At 38.7% G+C, this 22,126-nt stretch carries 11 protein-coding genes; 8 read left to right on the top strand and 3 right to left on the bottom strand.

What is annotated here, in order from left to right; genetic code table 11:
* The gene (locus DW173_RS18405) at positions 1–1,977 is read right to left on the bottom strand and encodes a RagB/SusD family nutrient uptake outer membrane protein (RefSeq protein WP_120144954.1); all 1,977 of its coding nucleotides are present in this window, start codon (positions 1,975–1,977) and stop codon (positions 1–3) included.
* Between the two features lie 12 nt (positions 1,978–1,989).
* Complete coding sequence (locus tag DW173_RS18400; RefSeq protein WP_369904737.1) at positions 1,990–5,121, bottom strand: SusC/RagA family TonB-linked outer membrane protein; 3,132 nt, start codon at positions 5,119–5,121, stop codon at positions 1,990–1,992.
* Positions 5,122–5,468: 347 nt separating this feature from the next.
* Here DW173_RS18400 and DW173_RS18395 point away from each other — a divergent pair, with 347 nt between their 5' ends.
* Complete coding sequence (locus DW173_RS18395) at positions 5,469–9,503, top strand: two-component regulator propeller domain-containing protein (protein ID WP_120144952.1); 4,035 nt, start codon at positions 5,469–5,471, stop codon at positions 9,501–9,503.
* A gap of 299 nt (positions 9,504–9,802) precedes the next feature.
* The gene (locus DW173_RS18390; RefSeq protein ID WP_120144951.1) at positions 9,803–10,282 is read left to right on the top strand and encodes a DsbA family protein; all 480 of its coding nucleotides are present in this window, start codon (positions 9,803–9,805) and stop codon (positions 10,280–10,282) included.
* 69 nt (positions 10,283–10,351) lie between these two features.
* Here DW173_RS18390 and DW173_RS18385 read toward each other — a convergent pair whose 3' ends face one another.
* Complete coding sequence (locus DW173_RS18385) at positions 10,352–11,368, bottom strand: LacI family DNA-binding transcriptional regulator (protein ID WP_009000993.1); 1,017 nt, start codon at positions 11,366–11,368, stop codon at positions 10,352–10,354.
* 143 nt (positions 11,369–11,511) lie between these two features.
* On the opposite strand from DW173_RS18385, the gene rbsK reads away from it, so the two are divergent.
* From rbsK to DW173_RS18355, 6 genes are read left to right on the top strand one after another with little or no spacing between them, the layout of a single operon-like run.
* Positions 11,512–12,426, top strand: a complete 915-nt coding sequence (gene rbsK, locus DW173_RS18380) for a ribokinase (protein WP_120144950.1) — start codon at positions 11,512–11,514, stop codon at positions 12,424–12,426.
* 20 nt (positions 12,427–12,446) lie between these two features.
* The gene (locus tag DW173_RS18375) at positions 12,447–15,380 is read left to right on the top strand and encodes a SusC/RagA family TonB-linked outer membrane protein (protein WP_120144949.1); all 2,934 of its coding nucleotides are present in this window, start codon (positions 12,447–12,449) and stop codon (positions 15,378–15,380) included.
* A gap of 14 nt (positions 15,381–15,394) precedes the next feature.
* The gene (locus DW173_RS18370) at positions 15,395–16,924 is read left to right on the top strand and encodes a RagB/SusD family nutrient uptake outer membrane protein (protein WP_008642593.1); all 1,530 of its coding nucleotides are present in this window, start codon (positions 15,395–15,397) and stop codon (positions 16,922–16,924) included.
* Positions 16,925–16,983: 59 nt separating this feature from the next.
* On the top strand, positions 16,984–18,948 hold the full coding sequence (locus DW173_RS18365; RefSeq protein ID WP_120144948.1) for an ADP-ribosylglycohydrolase family protein: 1,965 nt from the start codon (positions 16,984–16,986) through the stop codon (positions 18,946–18,948).
* Positions 18,949–18,960: 12 nt separating this feature from the next.
* Positions 18,961–20,568: an ADP-ribosylglycohydrolase family protein gene (locus DW173_RS18360; protein WP_049701294.1), complete on the top strand. Its 1,608-nt coding sequence runs from the start codon at positions 18,961–18,963 to the stop codon at positions 20,566–20,568.
* A 6-nt stretch (positions 20,569–20,574) separates the two neighbouring features.
* Positions 20,575–22,122 carry an ADP-ribosylglycohydrolase family protein gene (locus tag DW173_RS18355; RefSeq protein WP_120144947.1) on the top strand — a complete coding sequence of 516 codons (1,548 nt, stop codon included), beginning with the start codon at positions 20,575–20,577 and terminating at the stop codon, positions 22,120–22,122.
* Positions 22,123–22,126: the final 4 nt, after the last annotated feature.

Genomic DNA, 22,126 nt, shown 5'->3' with positions numbered 1-22,126 from the left:
TTAATAGCCCGGATTTTGTTTCATTTCCGGAAAGAATGACAACTCTGTAAATGGTATAGGCATCAATACGCGATATACTTTCTCTTCATTGAAAAGATGCCATAAATATTCTCCTCGAGCAGGGTCACCATAAGGTGCGTAGAATTGTAAAGGATCACGATAACGGCAAATATCTTCCAGATCTTTCATTGCAATGTCCGGAAAACGGGCTACATCGAGCCAGCCACAATCATCTTCAGCCGCAAGTTCCCTCAAACGTTCATACATCAATTCTTTCAACGCATTATTTGCACTTATATCCTCCGGAATCATCATAACAGAACCTTCCTGATAAGTATAAGAAGCATCACCCTGACTGGTAAACATATCTTTTACAGTACCTTGATTACAAGCTCTATTCCGGACAATATTCATCGCTTTCACTCCTTGCGAAATTGTCCCTTGCATAATCAGGGCTTCTGCTTTGAGTAAATAAATCTCGGCCAATCGTAAAACCGGATAATCAACTCCTGCATAATTAATATCAAAAGTCGAAGCGATCTCACTCGGATTCAAATTACGGAACTTGCCAAGTTGCCACCAGTTACAATTCCACAAGTTAGGTCTGTTTGCTCCATTGGCTTCATTTTGCCACCAGTTTCTTTCGTGTGTTTCCAGTGCCACTTCCATTACTTTCAATTGATCTTCAGAATAATGATTTCCTTTACCCGGCTCAATATAGAAATTCGTACCAAGTTCACGTCCGGCAGGTTCAAATACCCATAGTCCGACTGGAGCACTTCCACTACTGGGACCGGTGACCCATCCTTTCACAGAGCTCCACATACGGCGGGTGAAATCGCCCGTAATTGTATATTTCCCTGTGCTTTCATACAGATTCTGTAAATCATTAGGAGTGGTTCCGGCTTTAGGAGATTCTGCATTAAATCTATCTATCTGCCCATAGTCACGACATACCTCTTTGAAACTATAATTATGTTCCCACATCGGAATATCATACAACAATGTCAGCCAGGAAGTCAGGTGTACGCCATTGGTCGCTCCATACTTGGCTTCTCCTGCAAATCCCATCGGTATCTTATTACCGGTTCCAATCCCTTCTTCTGCAAGTACACTAAACATAATTTCTTTATTGCGTTTCGTAAATACGGCTGGATAATAATCTTCCAACTCATAACTGCCATAAACTCCGGAGATAATATCATCACATAATTTAACTGCATCTGCATAAAGAGAAACAGTAGATAATTCCCCTGTTGTATTTTCTGCAATTTTATCTCCATACATTTCGGCACGACGAATATAGGACGCATGAAATATCTTCGTCTTTGCCAACATACCAGCTACTGCTCCCCTAGTCACACGTCCGTAAGCGATTCCCGAATTATTATCAGCACACTTACTCAAAGCATACTCCATTTCGTCATATAAAAATTTAAAAATTTCCTGTCGGGTAGCACGTGGCACGTAAGGAGGCTTGGGGCCCGTCGGTTTGGTTATTAAAGGCACGCCGCCATAATAACGATAAAGTGTAAAATAAGCGTATGCACGTAAAAAACGGACTTCACCTATCAACATTTCAGTAGCAGATCCTTGTATGGCAGCCTTCTCTAATGAAGAATTGCTTATACTGGAATCAATAGCGTCCTGATGTGCCTCCAGATTCTCTAAAATCTGATTAGCTTGGGCAATGTAAGCATACAGTTTTGACCATAAATTCAATACGCTACCCGAACTAGCTGTCAGATCAAAAGGACCTTCGTTTATCAGAGATGGCATCATAAAGCGGTCTTCCGTCATAATTCCATCATTGGTGTTACCTGCATTAGCATATAAAATTGCAACGTTACGTAAGGCAGCATCATAGGAAGTATAGAATGTCTCTGCCGGAAGTTCGGTTTTCGGCAACTGATCGAAGTAACCCTCGCACGATACCAGTACAAGAGATGATAAAAGGATAAATAATATTTTTTTCATAACAGTACCAGATTAATATTTAAAATTAAATGAAAATACATGTGATCTTGCATACGGATAGGACGAAATATCAACTCCCGGCAAAATCCGATTACTGATAGAGTCTCCACTACGTACTTCCGGGTCGTACCCTGAATATTTCGTGAGACAGAACACATTATTAATAGAATAGGTAAAAGACATATCTTTTATCTTCCAGGCATTCAATAGCTTTTTAGGTAAATGGCAGGTAATTGCCAGATTATTCATCTTCAGGAAGGAACCGTCTTCCACCATCTCGGAATTGGACGCTGCCCACATATATCCTGACCAAGAAATAGGACCGGGACCGGTAAACGTACCTGTCGGGTTGTTAGCAAACCAGGCATTTTTATAATAGACAGATGACTTATTACGAATATCACCGTTATTCATCAGGTTGTATATGTTACCATTAATAATGTCATTACCATACGACCAGCTGAAATCCATAGCCAACTCAATAAACTTCCAGCGGAAATGTGTATTCAAACCTCCGATAAATACCGGATTCACATCTCCTATCACAACACGGTCTTCCATATTGATTTTACCATCCCCGTTTATATCGGCAAAGGAAGGGAATCCGTAGGGCATTTCTCTCTCTGTTGCATACCACCAAGGAGAATCGGCACTACCCACACCATTACTATCGGAATACCAGTTACTACGAATACCTTCCATTTGTAATCCGTAAAACAGTCCTAACGGATAACCCTCTTTGATAAGTACATTCTCCGTACCCGAAGCAGAACCGACAGGGCGACTTTCAAGCATTTGGTTCTCTGTACCCAAACTTAACACTTTGGACTGATTGGCGCTAAAATTAATCGTAGCATTCCAACTGAAATCTTTTTTATCGATGATTAGTCCACCCACACTGATTTCAAATCCACGATTACGTACAGAACCGATATTTCTCGTCACTTTACTAAATCCGGACATACGCGGTAAATTTTGTTCCAGAAGCATGTCTTTGGTCTTTTTAGTATATAAGTCTACAGAAATATTGAGACGATTATTAAACATATCCAAATCCAGACCACCATTAAACTCTTCTGTCACTTCCCAACTTATATCAGGGTTTGCCATACGATTGGTATATAATGCAGAGATTGTACCATCACCGAAGACAGCTTGCCGACTACTTGACGCCAACGTCTGTGCATAAGCATAGGATGCAATCTGATCATTACCAACCTGACCATAGCTGAAACGCAACTTCAGATTATCAACATTCTTTTTCAACCATGACACATTCTTGAAAAAATTCTCATCCGAAACTCTCCAACCAATAGCACCTGAAGGGAAAAATCCCCACCGATTGTCCGGAGAGAACTTGGAAGAACCGTCCGCACGCATAGAGGCTTTGAGAAGATAACGGCCTTTATAGGAATAGTTTGCCATAAACACACCGGAAAGCATGGCTACCTTTTCATAACCAACCGTTGGAGACTTCACGTGATTTCCACTTTTTGCATCATATATTCCTTCCCAACCCAAATCTGTATTAAACTGGGAATATTCCTGGCCAAAGGTTTCATATTTATTCGTGTTGGCTTCATATACAGCGTTTACAGACAAATTGTGCACTTCGTTAAATACTTTATTGAAACCTGCTTGTACTACCCCTCTTAAATTCAGTGCATTTTGCGTCCCATAAGATGCCCATCCATTATTGTCATAACCTCGCTGAATAGTTTTAGGAACAAATTCTTTTATTTCCCCTTTAGGAGTGCGTACACCCATTCCCGCTTTCACAAACCAATTATCTGTGATGTTATAGACAAGTTCCGCCTGACCGAAAAAAGTATGATTCTTATTAGAATAATCAATATCCTTGAGCTTTCGATAAGGATTATCCATTTTACCTGTATAATACAAATTATCATCTATTTCCTGAAAAGTCCATTCCTTAGGAACTAACGGAGAAAATGTCTGTATTTCATTGAAGATATTGCCTTCTGTCCAAAAAGCACCGCTCCGTATATTATGTTCATAAGATATATTTGTATTCAATATCAACTGCGGAAGGAGCTTTATGCTGTTATTCGTCTGGAAATAAAAACGCTTAAACCCTGTATTAACTGCAATTCCGTCTTCATTCATAAAGGATAAAACCGTAGAGTTTTGTATTTTCTCCGTTCCGCCTCTATATGAAACTTCATAGTTTTGTTTGGTTCCATTCTGAAGACAAAGATCCGGATAGAATTGAAAACGGGAAGGATCTGTATTCCATATCTGGTCTTTATATTCCTGATAGAAATCTGCATTCTGCCATTGACCATTCATTACCATATCCCGCATATAAGCTCGCATATAGTCCTCCGCACCTAACATAGAGATAGAGTTTGCCAGTTTACTAATTCCATAGGAGGCTTTTACCGAAATCTCACTCATCCCCGCAGAACCTTTTTTGGTAGTTATCAGCACTACTCCGTTGGCACCTTGTGCACCATAAACTGCGGTGGAAGATACATCTTTCAATATAGAAATGCTTTCAATAGCATCAGGAGAGATGGTAGCCAAAGGATTGTCAAGCGGATCATCCGAGATCGGGATGGGAAAACCGTCGACCACATAAAGAGGAGAGCTTCCCGCTGTAATAGAACTGGCTCCACGCACCTTAATGGTAATTCCCCCGCCAGGGGCCCCATCATTGTTCATCACCTGAACTCCTGCAATTTTTCCCTTCAACGCCTGTTCCATACTTAATGGATTGGTTTTCATAAATTGTTCGGAATTCAAACTGGACACAGAACCTGTTAAATCAATTTTACGTTGTGTCTGATATCCTGTAACAATAACTTCATCAATCTCAATACCTGATTTCATCACGACATTGATCTGTGGCTGATTTCCCACAGTTTTTTCAACTGTTGTCATTCCAATCATTGAATATACGATAACCTGCCCCGGAGTCACATTATTCAGAGTATACTTCCCATCTATATCAGTGATAGTTCCATTTTGTGTGCCTTTCACTTTTACATTTACTCCCACTAAAGGCTGCTCATCAGTTTCTTTGACGTAGCCATAAATACTTTTCTTTTCCTGTGCAAAGCTCCCGATCGATAGAGATAAAAACAGGCATAACAGCAGAAAGGACCTCGCCATATTCCCCATACCTGTCTTGAGTTTTGGTAGATAACTTTGATTCATAATATTAGTAATTTAGTCATTAAGATTATATTATTCTTTTTTTAGAGAAGATGTCAGCCTTAAAAGGAAAGATATCCCACTGACATGAAATAAAGAAAGTCTGTTCATAGGCATTATAATTAGTTGGTTTCGATGGCAAATGTAGAGAAAAAAGCGTCTAAACCATAAAACTATAAATTATTCACTTATACTTATGTTCACATTTATACCGCCAACGCGCGAAATGAACATAAGTACTATTTTATAACCAATAGTTACAGCCTAATTCATTTTTATTTCAGACATTTGTGACGTACACAATTCTTATACGCATGAAAACATTTACATTAACCCTGATACTATTATTTTCGACTATTACTTATGCACAGCAGAATGAGTTCATTTTCCATAATTTGGGAAGTAAACACGGGTTGACCTATAGTGCAGTCAGGGATATTGTGCAAGACAACAATGGATATATCTGGATCGCTACTTTAAAAGGGCTTAACCGATATGACGGATATAATATCAAACAATTTTACAAATCAGAAGACGGATTATCATCTAATTGCATTGAACGCATACTCCTCATCGGCAAAGACTCTTTATTGCTGGGAACTAATGAAGGATTATGTTTGTATGATGCACAAAAAGAAAAGTTCTCATCGATTCCTTCCCCAGACAATAGCAATTTTTACGTGTCAGACATGGCCGAAAACGGAACAAAAGTTTTTGTAGCTTCAACGACAGGATTACATATCTACGACAAACGTTCACAAAATATAAACCGCTTATTTAAAGGCAGGCTCCTCAAGATTTCCCTTGACATCAATAGCAATATATGGGGAGTAACTCCAGATACAATTTATTGCTTTCGCAATAGTGGATATATTATAAGGAAGTATGCGGCTACAGAAATATCGCCACAATATTCCATCCAATTTTCAGCTATTTACAGAGATTCACAAGGAACTATATGGCTGGGAACTACCGAAGATGGATTATACCGTTATAATAAAAGCCGGGAAACCTTTCTCCCTGTTACTCTCTCATCCCAAGATAGAAAAAAGATCCGTTATATACGTTGTCTGAAAGAAGACATGCGCGGAAATTTATGGATTGGGACAGAAAACGGCCTCTTCATTTACGACTATACGGATGATAGTTACAAACACTATCTGCAAGATTCCAATCTATCACAAACTGGATTGTCTGACAATGCCATATATTCCATCTATAAAAGCCGGGAGGAAATGATGTGGATCGGTTCTTTCTTTGGCGGAGTGAACTACACAAGCCTCATTGATAATAAATTCAGCTATATACTGCCTGACAATGGGAAACAAGCATTGAAAGGAAAAGCAATCAGCAATATCATAAGAGATAGTAAAGGCGCTTTATGGTTCGCATCTGAAGATAACGGTGTCTCTATCATATATCCCGACCAAAGCATACAGCACCTCAATAAATCAACCTTTCCTAAATTGAATGGGAATAATGTACATGCATTAATAGAAGATCCTTCAGGGAATATCTGGGCAGGAAATTTCGTGGACGGACTACATAAAATAGATGCTAACCGACATGTCCAGTTTTACAAGAACATAACAGGAGACAGTGTGGGACTATCAGATAATTCAATATACAAACTATATATTCATAATACCGATTCAATGTTTATAGGGACAAGCTCCGGCATAGATATTTACCATTTCAAAGATGACAAGTTCACTCGCTTTCTCCCCCATATTTTTAAAACAATACGCGTAGATGATATTCTTCGGGATGCTCATAACTGTCTATGGTTCGCAACACACTTTGATGGAGTTTTCATGTATAATCCAGACACTCGAAAGATCACCCAATACCGGAAAGGAAAGAAAGGATGCGAAGAAATAATCAGTGATAATATTTATTGCAGTTTTATGGATTCCAGAAAAAGGATATGGTTTGGCACAAGCAACGGAGGACTTATGTTATACAATCGCTCCAACAACAGTATGGAGATATACGGCAAGGACAATGAACTGAAACAAAGAGATATCTACTCCATACAAGAAGATTTGTCGGGGCTGTTATGGATGAGTACAGATAATGGCATTTACTGTTTCAATCCCGACAACAAAAGCTTTACTCACTATCTGGTAGCCGACAATCTTATCTCAAATCAATTTAACGCATGTTCAGGATATAGAGACACTGATGGTACTATTTACTTTGGGAGTATCAATGGAGTCTGCTTTTTCCATCCGGAAGAATTAAACCAAGCTAACGCTACACAAAATATTCATATCACTTTTTCCGAATTTAAAATTTTCAACAAGCATATACAACCTGATAAAAACGGAATAATAGAAAACAACATCGACAACACCTCGAATATTGATTTAAAACATGACATGAATACACTTACTTTTGATTTTCTAATCATTAACTATAATGATAATTATCAATCACAATATATCTGCGAATATCGTCTGGAAGGTATAGAAGAGAATTGGAATATTGCACAACAAATGCCACAGTCCATTACTTATACACTTCCTCCGGGGAAATACAAGTTTCATGTACGGGTCATTCATAAAAACGGCTCAATCATTGAACAACGTGAAATAAATGTTCATATCCAGCCCCATTTTCTCGCAAGCAAATTCATGATATCTGTTTATTTCATTATAGGTATCTGCATAGCATATATGATCATTCGTTTCTACAGGACACGTATGAAAGATAAAATGGATATCAAGATAGAACGAATGGAAAAGAATAACTTACGAGAACTGAATAAGCATAAACTTAATTTTTTCACTTTTATAACCCATGAATTCAAAACTCCCTTATCCATACTCATGGCTATATTCGAAGATATATCCATAGGGAAAGAAAAACAATTGGAAAAAGAGGAAATAAATATCATCAAACGGAATATCCAGCGACTTCAGTTTCTCATCAATCAGTTACTGGATTTCCGCTCTGTAGAAACAGATCATGCCAGTATAAAATATGTAAAAGCAGACATCATGGGTTATGGAAAGGTTATATTCGATTTATTCACTCCTGTTTTCAAGCAAAAACAAATACGATATCTATACAAATCAAGCCCGGAAGCTTTTTATACGATTTTTGACCAAGACAAAATAGAAAAGATTATCAGCAATTTATTAAGCAATGCTTTTAAACACTCTGATGTCCAAAGTGAAATAAACTTTAGTATTGAAGTGGATAAAAACACGGAACGGCTCATTCTTTCATGCCAAAACACAAGTTCTTATATCCATCCCGAACAACGCGAAGCTGTTCTGCAACCGTTCCATAAAACAGGTTCAAAAGATACGAAATATTCCAATACCGGGATCGGATTGGCACTGGTAAACGGATTAGTACAATTATTATCGGGTACTATCGACATAGAAAGCAAACAAGAAACCGGAACTACTTTTATTATTCAATTACCGTTAGTAAAAGATACAAAAGACATGATTGTGCCGGACAAAATGCCTAATATTGTGAATTCACCTGATATTGTCGCCGACACAGTCTATTTGCTGGACAACTCTATACAAGAAGAAGACATTAATTATCAGGAAAAAGAAAAAAAGTTATCGATACTTCTAGTTGATGACAATCCGGATATTAACAAAATCCTAAAAAGTAAACTTTGTAAAATATATAAGGTTAAAAGCGCCTATAACGGACGTGAAGCAGTTGAGATTCTTAAAAATCACATTATTGACATAGTTATCAGCGATATTATGATGCCTTTTATGGATGGATATGATTTAAGTAAATATATAAAAACATCACATGAATATTCACATATACCGGTTATTCTAATCACGTCACAACCTTCTAAAGAGAATGAATTGCAAGGCTTATCAGCCGGTGCGGACGCATATATCGAAAAGCCTTTCACTTTCGACGAACTGAACTTGAGAATTACCAATCTGCTAAAAGCTAAAAATAATATCCGCGCACATTATCAGGATATGAAAATATTCGAGCTCAATGAAAAACTGAATAATAAAGATGAGGAATTCATCAATACTCTAACTCAATATATCCTGGAACACATACAGGAATCTGATTTAAATGTCAACCACTTAGTAGAACACATGCAAATCAGTAGAACACATCTATACAATAAGCTCAAGAAACTGCTCAATTTAAGTATCACAGAGTTTATCAACAAAATAAAAATCGATGTTGCCAAGCTCAAAATTATTGAGACAAATCTTTCTTTTGCGGAAATCTCATGGCAACTGGGATTCAATAACCCAAGCTACTTCAGCAAAACATTCAAACGCTTTACAGGAATGACGCCAAACGAGTTCAAGAATAACCGAGAAAGAAACACACCTATTGAATAGTTATCGGTCAGTCACAATATAATTAACGAAACGTATATTTTATCAGAGAAAAACATAATGCCGACACAGAAATATAATAAAATTGCCTACCAAACTATCCTAATAAAAAAGGAGGCCGAGCCTATGTAAACATTGCAGAACACACAAATACTTATCACACAAAGTTTTACTTCAATATTAATTATTTTATTAACGCACTTCTTCAAAATCGCTTGCACAGCAATTTCCGATAGCATATCTTTGCAACGTGATCACAAAATAATAACTAGATTTACTAACGATTAAAACTATTAAGAATTATGGCACTGAAATATGTAGTCAAGAAAACAACCTTTGGCTTTGATAAGGAAAAAGCCGAAAAATATGTAGCAAGACCATTCAACGTGGTTACTGTTGATTTTAAAATGCTATGCGATCAGGTAACAAAAGTAGGATTCGTTCCACGTGGTACTGTAAAATCAGTACTCGACGGATTGATAGATTCGCTGATAACCTATATGGAAATCGGGGCTTCAGTAAGCCTTGGAGAATTCGGAACGTTTCGTCCTTCATTCGGGTGTAAAAGTCAGGATGATGAAAAAGAAGTGACTACGGACTCCTTAAAGAATCGTAAAATAATTTTCACACCTGGGAGTATGTTTAAAGGTATGATAAAATCAATAAGTATCCAGAAATTGGATAGTTCTAAAACCAAGAGTTCCACCACCCCTGATGATGGAAAGGGAGACGATAAAGGAGAAGGAGGTGGTAGCGGAGAAGCACCGGATCCGGCAGCATAAAAAACGATATTAATATTAAAAAATCCGGCTTAGGTAACATTAAGCCGGATTTTTCTATTATCTAAAATACTACTTTCTATCAGTTAACACCTTTATCGAATCCCGTTTTATAATATTAGGTTTCAAAAGAATCTCCGAATGTAGTTCAGTTTCTTCCAAAATCTTCTGCATCAACATTTTTACAGCAATAATGCCAATATTCTCCAGTGATTGTGCAATACGAGTTATAGGAGGATTTAGATAGTCCAGATATAAGTTATCATCAAACGAAATGATAGACATATCTTGAGGAATTCTCACTTTATGCTCATTTAATGCTTTGACGGCTCCCAAAAGAATTGTACTACTTAACGCAAATATAGCAGTAGGTTTTGTAGTAGAGTTCAGAGCCAACTTAGTCTCAATATAACCATTCTGAATCGAGAACTCATTTCCTCTTATCATTGCGTTATCCTGATAACCAGCTTCGCGAAGCGCATCAACATACCCGCGCACACGTTCTTTAGTTGTTATAGAGATACTTGGTCCCTGAATACAGAGAATCTTACTATGCCCCGATTCTAATAATAATTTTGTTGCCTGATAAGCCCCTACATAATTATCAGTAGCTACGTATGGCAAATTATGCTTCTCAAAATAGCGGTCAATCAGCACAATCGGAGTTTTAGCACTAATCTCCTCGAGTTTAGAAGGGTTTTCACCGGTTGGAACCAAAATAATTCCGTCTATCTTACGCGATAGAAGCGAATCGATAGCCTTATTTTCCTGAACAGGATCTTCCAGGGTATCAATAAGCATAACAGTATAATTATAACGTTGTGCTTCACGGATGACAACACTTGCTATATTGGCAAAAAAAGGATTATCTATGTGCGGTACAAGAAGGCCTATAGTATATGTCGTGTTGTTGCGCAAACTTTGCGCAACTATATCAGGCTGATAGTCCAATTCTTTAACGGACTGCAAAATAACCTCCTTAGCAGACTGGCTGATCCTATATTTCTCTGATTTCCCATTTAACACTCTGGAAATCGTAGAGATAGAGTACCCAGTTTTCTTTGATACATCAATCAGAGTTTTCTTCATTACTGGTTGTTTTTTGCAAAAATAACATTTTATTTGAGAAAAAAGCAAGAAAAATATTTTGTTTTGAAAAAAATTTCTATATTTGCGCAAACGATTGCGCATCGTTTACGATTCAATTCGCCTTAATACTTAATACTCATTATATGGACACAAAGAAGAAAATCGTAGTGATAGGTAGCAGTAATACGGATATGGTTATCAAATCAGACCGTCTACCAAAACCAGGAGAAACAATTCTGGGAGGAAACTTCTTAATGAATCATGGTGGCAAAGGAGCTAACCAAGCTGTAGCTGCTGCAAGACTAGGAGGAGATGTCACTTTCATATGTAAAATAGGAAATGACATTTTCGGAAATGAAACCTTGGAAATGTTTCACAAAGAAGGAATCGACACTACTTATGTAGGAATTACCCCGCAGGAACCATCAGGAGTAGCTCTTATCAATGTCGACAAAAAAGGGGAAAACTGCATTGTTGTTGCTTCCGGAGCCAACGGGACTTTATCTATTGATGACATACAAAAAGCAGAAACCGCCATCAAACAGGCATCCATCGTCATCATGCAGTTGGAAACTCCAATCGAGAGTGTCACTTATGCAGCCAAAATGGCAAAAAAAGATGGGATTACCGTTATATTAAATCCCGCCCCTGCCCCTACTCAACAACTACCTGATGATTTATTAGCCAATGTCGACATTCTTATTCCTAATGTCACAGAAGCTGAAATCATATCGGGAATGCACATTACAGATGATGAATCGGCAAAAGAAGCGATTCGTTATATTAGTTCAAAAGGCATAAAAACCGTCATTATTACTATGGGAGCCAAAGGAGCTCTCGCCTATGAGAACAATGAGTTTATTCACATTCCAGCCTTCAAGGTAGAAGCGGTAGACACGACCGCTGCCGGAGATACATTCTGCGGTGGACTGTGCGTAGCTCTGTCTGAAGGCAAGAATCTAAAAGATGCAATTATATTTGCAAGTAAAGCCTCTTCTATTTCTGTCACCAGAATGGGAGCACAAGTATCTATACCTTTGAGAAAAGAAATACAATAATCATCTTTAATTCTGTTATTATGATAAAACAATGTTCAATCCACGGTCTATTGACAAGTATGTTGTTAATAGTATTTTCTTTGATGAGCAATGATGCTATTGCCCAGAAGGCAATAAGAGGTACAGTCCTCGATGAAGCAAATGAACCCATTATCGGTGCCAGTGTCCTTGTTAAAGGTACAACAAATGGTTCTATTACAGGAGTTGATGGAACCTTCAATGTAAAAGCGAATCCTTCTGATGTATTGGTTATATCTTATGTAGGTTATGCAACTGTTGAACAACAAGTAGGAAATCAGACACAGCTTGTAATACACCTGCGCGAAGACTCGAAAGTGCTTAATGACGTTGTAGTAATCGGCTACGGCTCTACCACAAAGAAAGAGCTTACAGGATCGGTTACCAGCATGAAGAAAGATGACCTCAATCCCGGAACATTCACCAATGCTATGGGAATGTTGCAAGGAAAAGTGGCAGGATTACAAATTATCAACCCGAACGGTGCTGATCCGACAGCCAAATATGAAGTATTACTTCGCGGAACAAACACACTTTCCGCAGGCCAAGGTCCATTAATTATTATTGATGGGGTGGCAGGTGCAGATATCAGAAATATCAACTTCCAGGAAGTGGAATCTATAGACGTATTAAAAGATGGTTCGGCAGCTGCTATTTATGGTACAAGAGGTACGAATGGAGTAATCATCGTCACAACTAAACGCGCAAGAAGTGGCAAAACGGAAGTTTCTTATGATGGACAACTCACCGTGGGAGTCGTTTCACGCAGAGCAAAACCTTTATCGGCAAGCGAATACAAATCTGTTATCAAGGAGTATCGCCCAGAATTGGAAAGTTATATCTTTGACAGTGATACCGATTGGTTTAAAGAAATTACGCAAACTCCGTTCAGCCATAAGCACAACTTGTCTATATCCGGAGGTTCCGAGAAGTTCTCACACCACACTTCTTTCAATTATGAAAAGAGCGATGGCTTGCAAAAGCATAATAGCTCCGAAAAGCTAATGGCACGTACCAATATTCGCCAGTCATTATTAGATAAATGGGTCGATTTGGATTATAACCTGAATATCATTCATCGCAAATACAGCCCTTCCTCTACAAGTGCTTTTATGCAGGCATTTACCCATAATCCAACAGAGCCTGTTTATGACGACAGCGATCCGGATGCCGGAGGATATAGCCGTATCAAAGCAATGGAATATTACAATCCGGTAGCGATCATTAACGAAAGGAACATGGAAAGTAAGAATGATAATTATGGTGCAAATATTCGTGCTACTCTAAACATATTGCCTATAAAAGGATTAAAATGGGAGAACTTTGTTTCATACGACAAAGAACAATATGAAACACGTGAATATTACACACATTATTATCCAAGTTTAATAGGAACGAATGGCCAAGCCTATATTCAAAACTATCAGGAAAACGATACACAATATGAGTCTACCTTAAATTACTCGAATATTTTCGGAAAACATTCCATTCAGGCATTACTCGGATATACATACCAGTATACTTACAGCACATCTGCATCCATGACAAATTCCGGTTTCGACTTCGATGACAACCAGACACATAACATCGGAACAGGAACAAATCTTACTGAAGGCAAAGCCAGCATGTCGTCCAACAAAGAAGATAATACATATATCGGATTCTTCGGACGTTTTATGTACAACTACGATGATAAATATCTTTTGTCTGCTTCACTACGTCGTGATGGCTCCAGCCGTTTCGGTGACAATAATAAATGGGGATGGTTCCCGGCTGTCAGCGTAGGTTGGCGTATAAATAAAGAGAAATTCCTCTCGAATGTCAAATGGATCGATGATTTAAAATTGAGAGCCGGATACGGAGTTACCGGTAACCAGGATTTCTCAAACTACAAATCTTTGATGATGATGACTACAGCCGGTAAATTCTATTACAATGGCCAATGGATCAATACTTATCAACCTGCAAGTAATGCAAATCCGGATCTAAAATGGGAGAAAAAAGCAGAGTTCAACGTTGGTGTCGATATGACAATGTTTGACAACCGCCTCTCGTTCACTTTTGATTATTACAAACGGACTACATCAAACTTGCTATATGACTACATCGTGCCAACACCTCCTTATGTATATAATACCTTGTTTACGAATGTTGGAAAAGTAACTAATGAAGGAGTTGAGCTGACGATATCCGGTACACCTTTTAACACTAGGGACTTTACATGGAATACCTCACTTACCGTTTCGCACAATAAAAACAAATTGGTGAAATTCACCAATGATGAATTCACTAACGGAACATACAAAGTGGGATGGTCTACAAGTGCTGCCTGCTACACTCAACGTCTGATAGAAGGACAGTCATTGGGTACTTTCTATGGTCCTATATGGTTAGGAACTGATACAGATGGAAAAGATGTATTGCTAGGACAAAATGCAGACGGTTCCGTACCGGAAGAACAATGGGAAAAAATTGGCTGTGCTTATCCGGATGCCACTCTTAGCTGGAGTAATACCTTCAGATATAAGAAATTCGACTTGAGTTTCTCACTGCGTGCATCTATCGGCGGAGAAATTCTGAACAACTATGCGATGGAATATGAAAATCTAAGCAGCATCGGACTTAGAAATATCTCATCAAACTGGTTATCTCAAACGAATTTCACAAGTACGACCTATAAATATTCCTCCAAATATATAGAGGATGCTTCTTATTTAAAACTAGATAATGTTACCTTTGGATATACTTGGGATTTCACATCTAAAATGATAAAAAGACTAAGATTGTCTCTTACTGCACAGAATATATTCTGTATCACCGGTTATTCTGGTGTCGACCCAGAAGTTGCCCTTTCCGGACTGGAACCCGGTATGGAAAGTTTGAGCTATTATCCGCGTACAACAGAATTTACTTTTGGAGTTAATATAGTATTCTAAAAAATAAGATTACCATGAAAAAGACAAATATAATATTAAGTTTCGTTATCTGTATATTATTATACGGATGTACCGATCTTAGCGAAACTGTTTATACAGGAGTAGCTATGAATGACTTCTTTAAAAATGAGAAGGAACTGGTAGCCAATGCAGGTAGGGCATATACGAAATTACAAGGATACAATTCCGAACAAAGTTTATGGACGCTACTTTTACAAGCTTCTGATGAATGTGCTGTTCCCGCTTGTGGTGGTTCCTGGTACAGTAATGGACGTTATGAAGAAATCCAGACGAATAAAATTCCACCTGCAAATAAATTATTAACAAGGGGCTGGAACTGGATATTTAATGGTATTGCTGCATGTAATGAAATTATTTACGAAACGGAACTATCACCTATCCAGTTTGAAGGAAAAGAGAAGATTATAGCCGAAATGAAAATACTGCGTGCTTTCTACTATTACCAAGCCATTTCTTGTTGGGGAAACGTACCTTTCACAACTGACTACACGGAAACCGGATACCCGGAACAAAAAAGTCGTGAATATATTTTCAATTATCTGGAAAAAGAAATTAATGACAATATCGAGTTCCTAGACAGGGAGCCTTCAGATACTAATTATGGACGGGTCACACAAGCTGCCGCTTATTGTATTCTTGCGAAAATGTATCTGAATGCAGAAGCATGGTTCGGTACTCCAATGTATGACAAAGCAGAGAAAGCCTGTAAAGACATTATGGATATAGGTGCTTACAGCATTGAAGACTCCTATTCTACTAACTTTGACATTAAAAACGAAGATTCTAAGGAGAACATCTTTGTAATCCTTTATGATAGAGTATATACTAGTGGTAGCAGTAGTTCATTCTATCTGCATACGCTGACATTGGAAGCTGCATCACAAGCAACATTTAATATTCCGGCAGCCCCATGGTCGGGTTTTCTCTGCCAACCAGACTTTTTCCAAACATACGCAGAACAAGATCTTCGCAGAAGTCAGAGCTGGTTATACGGTCCTCAAGTAGACCTAAGCGGAAAGGATCTTGGTTTCGAATATACTCCTGTCTTCTCCGAAGAAAAATATTACAATAGCAACGGAGGACGTGGCACATACGATGGTGCACGCTGCTGGAAATGGCATTACCAGACTGATGGTTCTTTAAAAGAATATACAGTTAGTATGGACAACGACTTTGCCATCTTCCGTTATGCCGATGTTGTATTAATGTATGTAGAAGCTTTGGTACGACAAAACAGAACAAGTGAGGCCATCCAACTGGCAGACTTCAAGAAGATTCGTACAAGAGCAGGTCTTGATGCATATACTACAAGCCAATTGACGATTGATGAACTTTATGCAGAACGAGGCAGAGAACTGGCATGGGAAGGATGGCGCCATGAAGATATGATACGTTTCGGAAAATATCTGAAAAAATATTGGGCACACCCTGACCAAAGTTCAGAAACTTTTAGAAATGTATTTCCAATTCCTACGGATATTTTAAATGCAAATCCAAAATTATCTCAAAACAAAGATTATTAACCACAATTGGAAGGTTCACATAGAAAAGTGTACCTTCCAACAAATCAACCCTGATAAGTATGAAAAAACCAATCATCTTTTTACTTGTTTTAATTACTAACATCTTATTTATCTCTGCACAGAAGATTTCAAAGACAGAGTTAAAAGACAAAATAGCCGGAGCTTGGATCGGGCAAATGGTAGGAAACATATATGGACTTCCTTTTGAGAACAAGTTTGTAGATGAACCTGCCCCGGAATCCAGATTTCCATTCGGTTACACTAAAAATATAGATAAATTGCAGAAGTATAACGGTGCATTCTCTGATGACGATACTGATGTTGAGTATATCTACTTACTATTAATGGAGAAATATGGCGTAGAACCTACTTATGCCAATATGCGTGAAGGATGGGTGTATCATATCCGTGACCGTGTATGGCTAGCCAATAGGGCTGCACTCGGATTAATGCATCTTGGATTCACCCCTCCGTTCACAGGTGACGAAAATCTGAATCCGCACTGGTATCAGATCGACCCTCAATTGATTAACGAGATATGGGCGTATACAGCACCGGGAATGATTTCGTATGCTGCAGGAAAAAGTGATTGGGCGGCCCGTATCACAAGCGATTCGTGGGCGGTATCTCCCACTGTCCTATATGGTGCAATGTACGCTGACGCTTTTTTCTGCAAGGATATCCGCAAACTGATTACACGAGCCTTGAAAGAACTGCCTGCTGATGACAGATATGCGATAGCTGTAAAAGAGATGATTGCTTTATATGACAAATATCCTAAAGATTGGGTAAAAGCACGTCAAATCATGGCTAAAAAATATTACATAGATGAGCCAGCCATGACAAAAACAATCTGGAATGCTAATCTGAACGGATTATGCGGGATTTTGGCTATGTTGTATGGCGAAGGAGATTTCCAACGGACGCTGGATTTAAGTTGTGCAATGGGATTTGACTGCGATAATCAGGCAGCCACCATCTCCGGACTTCTAGGAGTAATGTACGGTGCAAAGTCTCTTCCCGAAAGTTTGACCAAACCTATCGAAGGATGGGAAAAACCCTTCAACGACCGGTATATCAATATCACCAGGTTTGATATTCCCGATGCTTCCATTGAAGACATGATTGAACGTACTTACAACAAAGCAATCGAACTGGTTTGCTCTAAAGGAGGAAAAGTGAAAGGTGATATGGTATATGTTAACCCTAAAGCACAATTCATTCCCCCGATGGAATTCTGTATCGGCCCGAATCCGGACTTGGAAATCGGACAGCCTACCGATTACTCATTTGCCTGCAGAACAAACGCTAATTTCAAATGGGAACTGGTAAAAGGTAAACTTCCGGCAGGAGTTACATTCCAAAACGGTAAACTGGCAGGAACTCCTACAGAAGCCGGCAAATATCCAATTACCCTTCAATTAAGCGCAAATAACAAGAACTCAATTACTAAAGACTTTGAGTTATTGGTTAAAACCAAGAATATAGCCCCCAAGGCTGACACTATTTACGCAAATATCCGCAAACTAAACGAAGAAGTACTCGATTCTTGCTGGATTACCTTTGGAAAACCGATGTACGCAACAAATGTAGAAGTAATTAATGACGGAGTCAAAGATGGCGTAGGATCTGTATTTTATTCATTAGCGGCCAAAAGTAATCTGCCTAAAATAGACTATTTCGGATACAGTTGGAAAGAAGAGCATAACATCAATATGATTGTTTTAGATATGGGCTGTCTGGAGGAATTCGGAGGATGGTTTACTTCTCTGAACATTCAATATCTTGGAAATGACGGACATTGGTATGACGTAGGTAAATTCAAATCAACTCCGGCACTTCCCGAAACTGATATTGTATTTTTCCAACCTCCGTTTGCACAATATGTTTTGGAATTCCCGGCAGTAAAAACCAAGGGAATACGCGTACTAATGGATGCAAAAGTGCAGGAACACTGGCATAAATACACAAAGAATGTATCATCATTCATCTCTATCACCGAACTAGGAGTTTACGAGAAATAAAGGAAGAGAAAAATGAGGAAAATAATTACGATATGTATTATAGGGCTTTTTACTCTCAACGTACAAGCCCAACCTGTAAAAACTTTAAAGTTATCTGATAAAGAACTTTTAGATAAGATTAAAGGAGGATGGGCCGGACAAACCATTGGTGTTGTTTTCGGAGCACCTACAGAGTTTAAGTTCACGGGAACTTATATTCAAGATTACCAGCCGATCCCCTGGGCGGAAGGTTACGTTAAATATTGGTGGGAAAAGAAGCCCGGATTGTTCGATGATATTTATAACGATTGCACGTTTGTTGAGGCATTTGATGAACTTGGCCTGGATTGTTCACAAGAAGAACTTGCCAAAAGATTTGCATTCGCTGATTATCATTTGGCCCATGCTAACCAAGCAGGCAGATATAATATCCGCCAAGGTATCATGCCACCGGCTTCCGGTCATTGGTTGAATAACCCACATGCAGACGATCTGGATTTCCAGATCGAAGCAGACTTCATTGGTCTGATGGCTCCGGCAATGCTGCCGGAAGCATTGGATATCGCCTCCAGAGTAGGCCACATTATGAACAGTGGTGACGGTTTTTATGGCGGTGCTTTCGTAGCAGCTCTTTATAGCTCCGCTTTCTATGAAAAGAGTCCTGAAGCGATTCTAAAAACCGCAATCTCTGTCATACCTGAAGAGAGTACATTCCATCAATGTATTCAGGATGTAATTAATTTCCATTCTTTGCACCCGGACAACTGGAAAGATTGCTGGTACTTCCTGCAAGAAAAATGGAACTGTGATGTAGGATGTCCCAAAGGCGTATTTCTAAACTTTAATATTGACGCCAAGCTCAATTCCGCTTTCGTAGCATTAGCTATGCTCTACGGTAAAGGAGACTTCACCAACTCTGTCGATATTGCAACACGCTGCGGACAAGATTCTGACTGTAATCCGTCTACAGTCGGCGGTGTACTCGGCGTCATGTATGGGTATGATAAAATCCCTTCATTCTGGTTAAACCCTTTGAAAGAAGTAGAAGACTTTACATTTGAAGGAACGAATATGTCATTGGCAAAAGCATACCAAATGAGTTTCGATCAAGCTAAACAACTCATAGTCAAAACAGGTGGAAAAGTATCTGGTGGGGAAATAGAAATTCCAATCAAAAAGGCGGATGTACTTCCTTTAGAACAAAATTTCGAAAAGACCTATCCACTTTATAGAGAACGCAAAGACTGCTTCCTGACAGATACATTTGAATTTGATTTCAATGGTAACGGATTTGTTATCTGGGGCAACATTTGCTGCACAAGAAGTATTACTCCCGATTATATCAATCGTGTATCTACACGCCACATCGGTTCCGAGGTGTTCGGATTGGCAGAGCCCAATGACCCTTACGTTGCTAAAGTGGAAATATGGATTGACGGAGAACTGGACCATGTAGCAGCTTTACCCATGAGAAATACAGACCGCAAAGTAGAACCAGCCTGGAAATACCTCATGAAGGAAGGAAGACACCACGTTAAAATGAAATGGTTGAACCGCAAAAAAGACTACATTATTCGCATCAACGACATAATGTATTATTCAGAGAAAAAAGAACATGATAGATTTTACTTTAATAAATAAGTTAAGATGAAAAAAGTCCTGATTAACATCATTCTACTATTTACCTTTTCCATATCGGGAATGGCACAAATAGAATATGGAAAAACAGTTGAAATAAGTAAAGATGTACTGCTCGACAAAATTAAAGGAGGCTGGGCCGGACAAACCATAGGATGCACCTATGGCGGTCCTACCGAATTTAAATACAGAGGAGCGATCATTCATGAGAAAACTCCAATAATCTGGTATGATGACTATTGCAAGGACATCTTTGCAGAAGATCCGGGATTGTATGATGATGTATATATGGATCTTACCTTTCTGGAAGTAATGCAAAAAGAAGGGATAAATGCCCCTGCCGAATCATTTGCCAAAGCCTTTGCAAATGCAGATTATAAATTATGGCATGCCAACCAGGCAGCCAGATATAACATATTACACGGTATTATGCCACCGGCATCCGGACATTGGAAAAATAATCCGCACGCTGACGATATTGATTTCCAGATTGAAGCAGACTTCATTGGAATGATATGTCCGGGGATGGTAAATACCGCCTCCGATTTTTCGGACAAGATAGGACATATCATGAATTACGGCGACGGATGGTATGGAGGTGTATACATGGGAGCAATGTATGCATTGGCTTACGTAAATAACGACATTTATACAATTGTCACGGAAGCTCTTAAAACAATACCCGAACAAAGTAAATTTCACCGTTGCATCACAGACGTTATTAAATATTGGAAACAATATCCCGATGACTGGCGTAAATGCTGGCTGGAAATAGAAAACCGTCATGCTTTTGAGATTGGCTGCCCGGAAGGGGTATTCAATGCATTTAACATTGACGCCACTATCAATGCGGCTTACTGTGTGATGGGACTTTTATATGGCAACGGCGACTTTTTCAAAACAATGGATATAGCCACTCGTTGCGGACAAGATTCCGACTGTAACCCGGCAACTGCCGCAGGAATTCTTGGAGTCATACAAGGCTACAAGGCTATCCCCGAATACTGGAAACCGGCACTCGAAAGATGTGAAAATATTAAGTTCCCTTACACAGATATCTCTTTAAGTTCTGTATACGACATTAATCTCAAACTATTGAGTGATGTATTAAAAGCAAACGGAGGAAAAATAAAAGGAGATAAATACTATACCACGATTCAGAAGCCAAAAACCGTAGCATGGGAAGTTTCTTTTGAAGGCTTATATCCTTCTGAAAGAAGAGTTATCAAATATGATCTCGGTACAGAAAAAACATTTGAGTTCAATGGCAAGGGAGTTGTTTTAATGGGGATGATCAGACAAGATGTTAAAGATAGTAATGACAATTACATCGCCATCCTGGAGGCCTACATTGACGGCAAGAAAGTAGAAACCATAGAAATGCCTTATGACTACATAAAAAGAAAGTATGACATTTTCTATAATTATGATTTAGAGGAAGGACCTCACAAACTGGTTATTAAATGGATTAATCCAAATGAAAAATATGCCGTTCAATGTAAAGACATGGTGGTTTATTCATCCACACCGGCAGAGCCAATCAATCCTTATAAATAAAAGA

The organism is Bacteroides sp. AM16-13, assembly GCF_003602705.1.
Classification (GTDB): domain Bacteria; phylum Bacteroidota; class Bacteroidia; order Bacteroidales; family Bacteroidaceae; genus Bacteroides; species Bacteroides xylanisolvens.
This window is presented reverse-complemented; position numbering and strand designations above follow the sequence as displayed.